The 5,378-nt window shown below is 74.7% G+C and carries 6 protein-coding genes; 3 read left to right on the top strand and 3 right to left on the bottom strand.

Annotated elements, in window-relative coordinates; all coding sequences use genetic code 11:
* Nucleotides 1–57 precede the first annotated feature (57 nt).
* Both ABZ641_RS24800 and ABZ641_RS24795 read right to left on the bottom strand, forming a co-directional pair.
* Nucleotides 58–702, bottom strand: coding sequence for an HNH endonuclease family protein (locus tag ABZ641_RS24800; protein ID WP_359985021.1), 645 nt, complete (start codon nt 700–702; stop codon nt 58–60).
* A 195-nt stretch (nt 703–897) separates the two neighbouring features.
* A complete protein-coding gene (locus tag ABZ641_RS24795) occupies nt 898–1,254 on the bottom strand; it encodes a DUF1330 domain-containing protein (RefSeq protein ID WP_344623377.1) in 357 nt (118 codons plus the stop codon).
* Between the two features lie 317 nt (nt 1,255–1,571).
* Between ABZ641_RS24795 and ABZ641_RS24790 the strand changes: the two genes are divergently transcribed.
* The 3 genes from ABZ641_RS24790 to ABZ641_RS24780 all read left to right on the top strand — a co-directional run bounded on the left by ABZ641_RS24790 (nt 1,572) and on the right by ABZ641_RS24780 (nt 4,795).
* Nucleotides 1,572–3,278 carry an amino acid adenylation domain-containing protein gene (locus ABZ641_RS24790; protein ID WP_359985018.1) on the top strand — a complete coding sequence of 569 codons (1,707 nt, stop codon included), beginning with the start codon at nt 1,572–1,574 and terminating at the stop codon, nt 3,276–3,278.
* On the top strand, nt 3,275–3,706 hold the full coding sequence (locus ABZ641_RS24785; RefSeq protein ID WP_359985016.1) for a hypothetical protein: 432 nt from the start codon (nt 3,275–3,277) through the stop codon (nt 3,704–3,706). The genes ABZ641_RS24790 and ABZ641_RS24785 overlap by 4 nt, the downstream gene beginning before the upstream one ends.
* Nucleotides 3,707–3,769: 63 nt before the next feature.
* Nucleotides 3,770–4,795, top strand: coding sequence for a mechanosensitive ion channel domain-containing protein (locus tag ABZ641_RS24780; protein WP_344627845.1), 1,026 nt, complete (start codon nt 3,770–3,772; stop codon nt 4,793–4,795).
* Nucleotides 4,796–4,813: 18 nt separating this feature from the next.
* Here ABZ641_RS24780 and ABZ641_RS24775 read toward each other — a convergent pair whose 3' ends face one another.
* Nucleotides 4,814–5,248: an SRPBCC family protein gene (locus tag ABZ641_RS24775; RefSeq protein WP_344627844.1), complete on the bottom strand. Its 435-nt coding sequence runs from the start codon at nt 5,246–5,248 to the stop codon at nt 4,814–4,816.
* Between the last annotated feature and the right edge of the window lie 130 nt (nt 5,249–5,378).

Below are 5,378 nucleotides of genomic sequence, written 5' to 3'. Positions count from 1 at the left end.
CCCCGAGGGAGCGTCCGGGCGTCCGCCTTCTCCGGGCACGGAGGGGACGGGGGCGGCTCAGCAGCCGTTGAGCACCGAGGTGAGGGCCGACTTCTCGGCGCTGTCGACGGACAGGCCGTAGTAGTACTTCACCTGCACCCAGGCGCGGACGTAGGTGCAGCGGTAGGAGGTCTGCGGCAGCCAGGTCGACGGGTCCTGGTCGCCCTTGGAGCGGTTGGAGCTCGCGGAGACGGCGATCAGCTGCGGGCGGGTGAGGTCGTTGGCGAGGTTCTGGCGCTGGGCGGTCGTCCAGGCCCAGGCGCCGGAGCGCCAGGCCTCGGCGAGCGGCACCAGGTGGTCGATGTCGAAGCTGGACGCGCTGGTGGTCACCACGTTGTCGTAGGCGGAGGTCCAGGTGCCGCCGGTGGCGGCGCAGGCGGAGTCGGTGGTGACGCCGACGCCGTCCCTCTTCAGCACGGTCTCACGGGTGTTGCAGGTGCCGGAGATGGTGATCCAGTGGGGGAAGAGGGTGCGGTCGTAGGTGGACTCGTGGGACTCGGCGGCCACCGTGAGGCTCGCCAGGTAGGTCTTCGCGGTGCTGGTGGAGACGGGGGTGGGCAGTGCGGCCTCGGCGGTGCCGGCACTGGTCATCAGCGCGGTGGCGGCGAGGGCGGCGGCGCCGAGCGCGGCGGCGGTGCGGCGCAGCGGGCGTATCGAGCGCATGCGTGACTCCAGGGATGGGGGAAGCGCGAAGAGCACCCGGACGGACTGGTTCCGGGCGCTCAACAAGCTTGCTGCTCCCAGGGTTTACGCGAGTAGACCGAGGAGGTTAATTCTTCGCGGCGGGCGTGCGCACCGCGCATACACGCCGCCGCCAAGATCTGATGGTCAGTCAGTCCGTTTCGATCGGACGGCCGGTCAGGCTCCACCGTCGCCCTCGTGGGCGGGCAGCAGCTTGGCCAGCGCGTCCTCACCGCGGTAGCCCTCCCCCACCCCCTCGACGATGATCAGGTCGGCGGTGGAGTGGTCGGTGCGCAGGGCGATGATCTCCCGGTAGACGGGCGAGTCGTACCAGGCGTGGGCGCGCTCGCCGTCCGGGAAGGCGATGACGATGGTGTCGCCCGACCACTCCCCCTCCAGCACCCGGTAGGCGCCGCCGTGGACGACGAAGCGGCCGCCGTAGGGCTCCAGGGTGGCGTCGATCCGGCGCAGGTACTCGACGATGTCCGGGCCGAAGTCGATGGCGCGCATCCGGGCGATGGCATAGGCGGTCATGGTGGTCCCCCTCGGGTGCGGTGTCCGGTCCGCCGGTGGCGGCTGCCGGTGGACTCCACCGTAGGCGGCGGGAGTTGGCGGCGCATCGGTCACCCATCGGTCGCCCGTCGGTCGTCCACCGGTCGCCCGTCGGCCGGTCACCGGTCGCCCGCCGGCACCCACCGGTAGCCGACGCAGGTCCGCGGCACGTCCCGATCCGGTGACGGACCCGCAACTACCCGGTACTCCCGGCCGGTCACCCAGGCGTACTGGCTGCACACTGTCAGTGGGGGCGGGCAGGCTCAGGGCGGTACCGCCGACGAGGGAGGGGTTGGACCATGCAGGGGGAGGCGCAGACCGTGCACGGCCTGTTCGAGGAGCAGGCGGTGCGCGCACCGGACGCATCGGCCGTGGTCTGCGGTGAGGTCCGGCTCACCTACGGGGAGTTGGACCGGCGGGCGAACCGGCTGGCCCGGCACCTGGCCGGCCTCGGGCTCGGCCCGGGCGGCTTCGCCGCGGTCGCGCTCGGCCGCAGCACCGAACTGATCACGGCACTGCTGGCGGTGCTCAAGACCGGTGCCGCGTACGTGCCGTTGGAGCCGACCGGACCGGACCGGACGATCCGGCACGTGCTGGCGGACGCGGCTCCGGCCGTGGTGGTGACCGAGGAGGTGCACCGGGTGCGGCTCGCCGACTCCGGCGAGGGTGCGCTGCTCTGCCTGGACACCTCGGCGGCCGCGGTCGCCGCCGAGGACGACGGGCCGCTCGCCGTCGGGCTGACGTCCGGCGACCCGGCCTGCGTCTTCTACACCTCCGGCTCCACCGGGCTGCCCAAGGGCGCCCTGGTCGAGCACCGCAATCTGCTGCACTCGCACCGGGGTTGGCGCGAGGTGTACGGGCTGACCCCGGCGGACCGCTTCCTGCAGACCGCCACCCTGGAGTTCGACGTCTTCACCGCGGACTGGATCCGCGCCCTGTGCACCGGCGGCGCCCTGGTGATGGCCAAGCGCAACTTCACGCTCGACCGCACCGCCGAACTCTCCGAGCTGCACCGGCTGGTGGTCGACGAGCGGATCACCGTGATGGAGACCAACGTCCACACCGCGCGCCGACTGCTCGACCACCTGCAGCCGCGCGGCCTGGAGCTCGGCGCGCTGCGGCTGCTCACGGTGGGCGCCGAGAAGTGGTACCTGGACGAGCAGTTGAGGATGCAGCGCTACCTCGGCCCCGGCGTCCGGGTGATCAACGTGTACGGCGTCGCCGAGGCGGGCGTCGACAGCACGTACTTCGATCCGGCGGACCTCGGCGGGGACGTCGAGCAGCCCGAGCGGATCTCCCTGATCGGCCGGCCGTTCCCCGGCAACGGCGTGCACCTGATCGGCCCGGACGACCGGCCCGTCCCGGACGGCGACATCGGCGAGATCTGCCTCACCGGGCCGGGCGTCGGCCGCGGCTACCCGCGTCTGCCCGACCTGACCGGGTCCCGCTTCGCCTTCCTGCCCGGGATCGACGACCGCGCGTACCGCACCGGCGATCTGGCGCGGCGGCGCGCCGACGGGCTGCTGGAGTACGTCGGCCGGGACTCCGGGGCGGGCACCGCGAACGCGGCCGAGGCGGAGGCGGTGCTGCGCGGCCACCCGGAGGTGCGGGAGTGCGCGGTGACCGTCCTCGGTCCCGAACAGGGTTCCGCGAGGCGGCCGTTGGTGGCCTACGTGGTCGCGGCGGAGGGCACCCGGCCGGAGGCCTCCGCCGTCCGGGAGTACCTCGCCGAGCGGCTGCCGAAGCAGCTCGTGCCGGAGGCCGTCGTCCCCGTCCCGGCGCTGCCGCGCGCTCGGCACCGGGACGCCGGACGCCGAGCGGCCGGCACCCGCGACCGGCGCGTCGGCCCCGGCGAAGGCGTTCGGCCGACGTGCCGTCAACTCCTGACCGGCCCGCCCCGCCCGTCCGTCCCCCACCGGTCCGTCCGGCCGCCGCCGTGCCGGGCCGCACCCGGCGGGCGGGCGGGTGACCCGATCCACCCACCACCCCTGCGAGGAACGACATGACCGAGGACCGATCGCACGACACCGAGCACCACCGTCCGGACGCGCCCGCGCCCGCCCGGCGGGTGCCGTTCCCCCACCAGCCCGACGCCTCGTCACCGCGGGCGGACGTCGCCGGGGCGGACCTGCCCGATCCGCCGCAGACCGGCGACGGGTTCGGCGGCTGGCTCGACCGGCAGCAGGTGGCAACGGTCTCCGCCGAGTGGGAGGCCGTGCAGGCGGGCTTCGTCGACGACCCGGCGGACGCCGTGCGGCGCGCCGACGAACTCGTCGCCCGGGCGGCCGACCTGGTCACCGAGGCCGTCCGCCGGCGCCGCGAGGACCTGCACACCGAGCCGGGCAACCCGGCGGGGCCGGACGCCGGGACGGAGCGGCTGCGGCTCGCCCTGCGCGACTACCGCGGCGTCCTGGACCGCCTGCTGGCCTCCTGACCCCGACCGTCCCGGCCCCCGCGGGCCGGCCGAACCCGCAGCCACAGACACCTACGGAGGACCATGTCCGTGTGGACCGCCCTGAGGCCCGCCGCGGTCGCCGCGGCCGCACTGCTCGCGATCCTGCTGCTGGACCGGGTGGTGCTGGCGGTGGCGAGACGTCCGGCGGCGGGCCCCCACCGCCACGTGATGCTGCCGTGCCGGGTGCCCGGACTGCTGACCCTGGGCGCCCTGCTGCTGCTCGCGGCCGAACCGGCCGCGGGCCTCCCGGAGGCCGTCCGCGGGCCGCTGCGGCACGGCCTGGTGCTGCTCGCCCTGGCGGCCGGCGCGTGGCTGCTGGCCCGCGTCGTCGCCCTGCTGATCGACACCTCGCTCGCCCGGTACGCCACCGAGCGGCGCGACCCGGCGCGGATACGGCGGGTCCGCACCCAGACCGGCATGCTGCGCCGGCTGACCAGCGCCGGCATCGCGGTGCTCGCCCTGGCGGCGGCGCTGATGACCTTCCCGGCCGTCCGCTCGGTCGGCGCCAGCCTGCTCGCCTCCGCCGGCATCCTCGGCCTGGTGGTCGGCGTGGCGGCGCAGAACACGCTGGCCAACCTGTTCGCCGGGGTGCAGCTGGCGTTCGGCGACATGGTGCGGCTCGGCGACGAGGTCGTCGTCGCCGGCGACTGGGGGACGGTCGAGGAGATCACCCTCACCTGCGTGGTCATCGCCACCTGGGACGAGCGGCGGATCGTCATGCCGGTGTCCTACTTCGTCGGCCGGCCCTTCGAGAACTGGTCGCGCCGGGACCCGGCGATCACCGGGACGGCACTGCTCCACCTCGACCACCGCACGCCGGTGCCGGAGCTGCGCGCCGAGTTCGAGCGGCTGCTCAAGGAGAGCGAGTGGTGGGACGGCCGGGGCGCCGCCCTGCAGGTCGTCGACACCACGCCGACCACCATCGTGGTGCGCGCCCTGATGACCGCCCGCAGCGCCGCCGACGCCTTCGAACTCCGCTGCTGGGTCAGGGAACGGCTGATCGGCCACCTGCGCGAGCAGTACCCGGAGGCACTGCCGCGGGTGGCCGTCGACCCCGCGCGCGGCTGACCGCGGCGGGGCCCGCTCCTACTGCGGCTGCCGGGCGGCCTGCGCCTCGGTGAACTCCTTGAAACCGGCCAGGCCGTCCAGCACCCGGCGGTGGGCGAAGCCGAGCGCGGCCGCCAGGCGGTCCGCCAGCCGGGCCGGCCGGACGTCCAGTTGCAGCATCACCGTGGTCCGTCGGCCGTCCACCCGGTGGAAGGTCACCACACCGCTCTGCCGCAGGTCGCCCGTGACGGACGCCCAGGCGATCCGCTCGTCCTCGATCCGCTCGGTCACCCGGGCGTCGAACTCCCGTATCGCGCCGCCGGTGCGGACCGTCCAGCGGGTGAGTCCGGAACCGGCCCGTTCGACCCGGAGCACGCCCCGGAAGAACAGCGGGAAGTCCTCGACCCTCGCCCACTGCCGGTACGCCACCGGCACCGGCACCTCCACCCGGACGGACTGCTCGACCCGTGCCATCGCTCGCCACCTCCGCATCGCGCCCGCGGTCACCGTCCGGTGACCGCCCGTCAGACCGTCTGTCCCCGCCGCGCCCGGACATGCCCCCTCCGGCAGCGAATTGCGACCGGCCCCGGGTGACGGCGGCGAG

The organism is Kitasatospora sp. NPDC007106, from assembly GCF_040634455.1.
GTDB classification, from domain to species: Bacteria; Actinomycetota; Actinomycetes; order Streptomycetales; family Streptomycetaceae; genus Kitasatospora; species Kitasatospora arboriphila.
This window is presented reverse-complemented; position numbering and strand designations above follow the sequence as displayed.

Coding starts and splice junctions, on each gene's coding strand:
- ABZ641_RS24800 (WP_359985021.1), bottom strand. CDS start 702: ATGCGCTCGATACGCCCGCTGCGCCGCACCGCCGCCGCGCTCGGCGCC.
- ABZ641_RS24795 (WP_344623377.1), bottom strand. CDS start 1,254: ATGACCGCCTATGCCATCGCCCGGATGCGCGCCATCGACTTCGGCCCG.
- ABZ641_RS24790 (WP_359985018.1), top strand. CDS start 1,572: ATGCAGGGGGAGGCGCAGACCGTGCACGGCCTGTTCGAGGAGCAGGCG.
- ABZ641_RS24785 (WP_359985016.1), top strand. CDS start 3,275: ATGACCGAGGACCGATCGCACGACACCGAGCACCACCGTCCGGACGCG.
- ABZ641_RS24780 (WP_344627845.1), top strand. CDS start 3,770: ATGTCCGTGTGGACCGCCCTGAGGCCCGCCGCGGTCGCCGCGGCCGCA.
- ABZ641_RS24775 (WP_344627844.1), bottom strand. CDS start 5,248: ATGGCACGGGTCGAGCAGTCCGTCCGGGTGGAGGTGCCGGTGCCGGTG.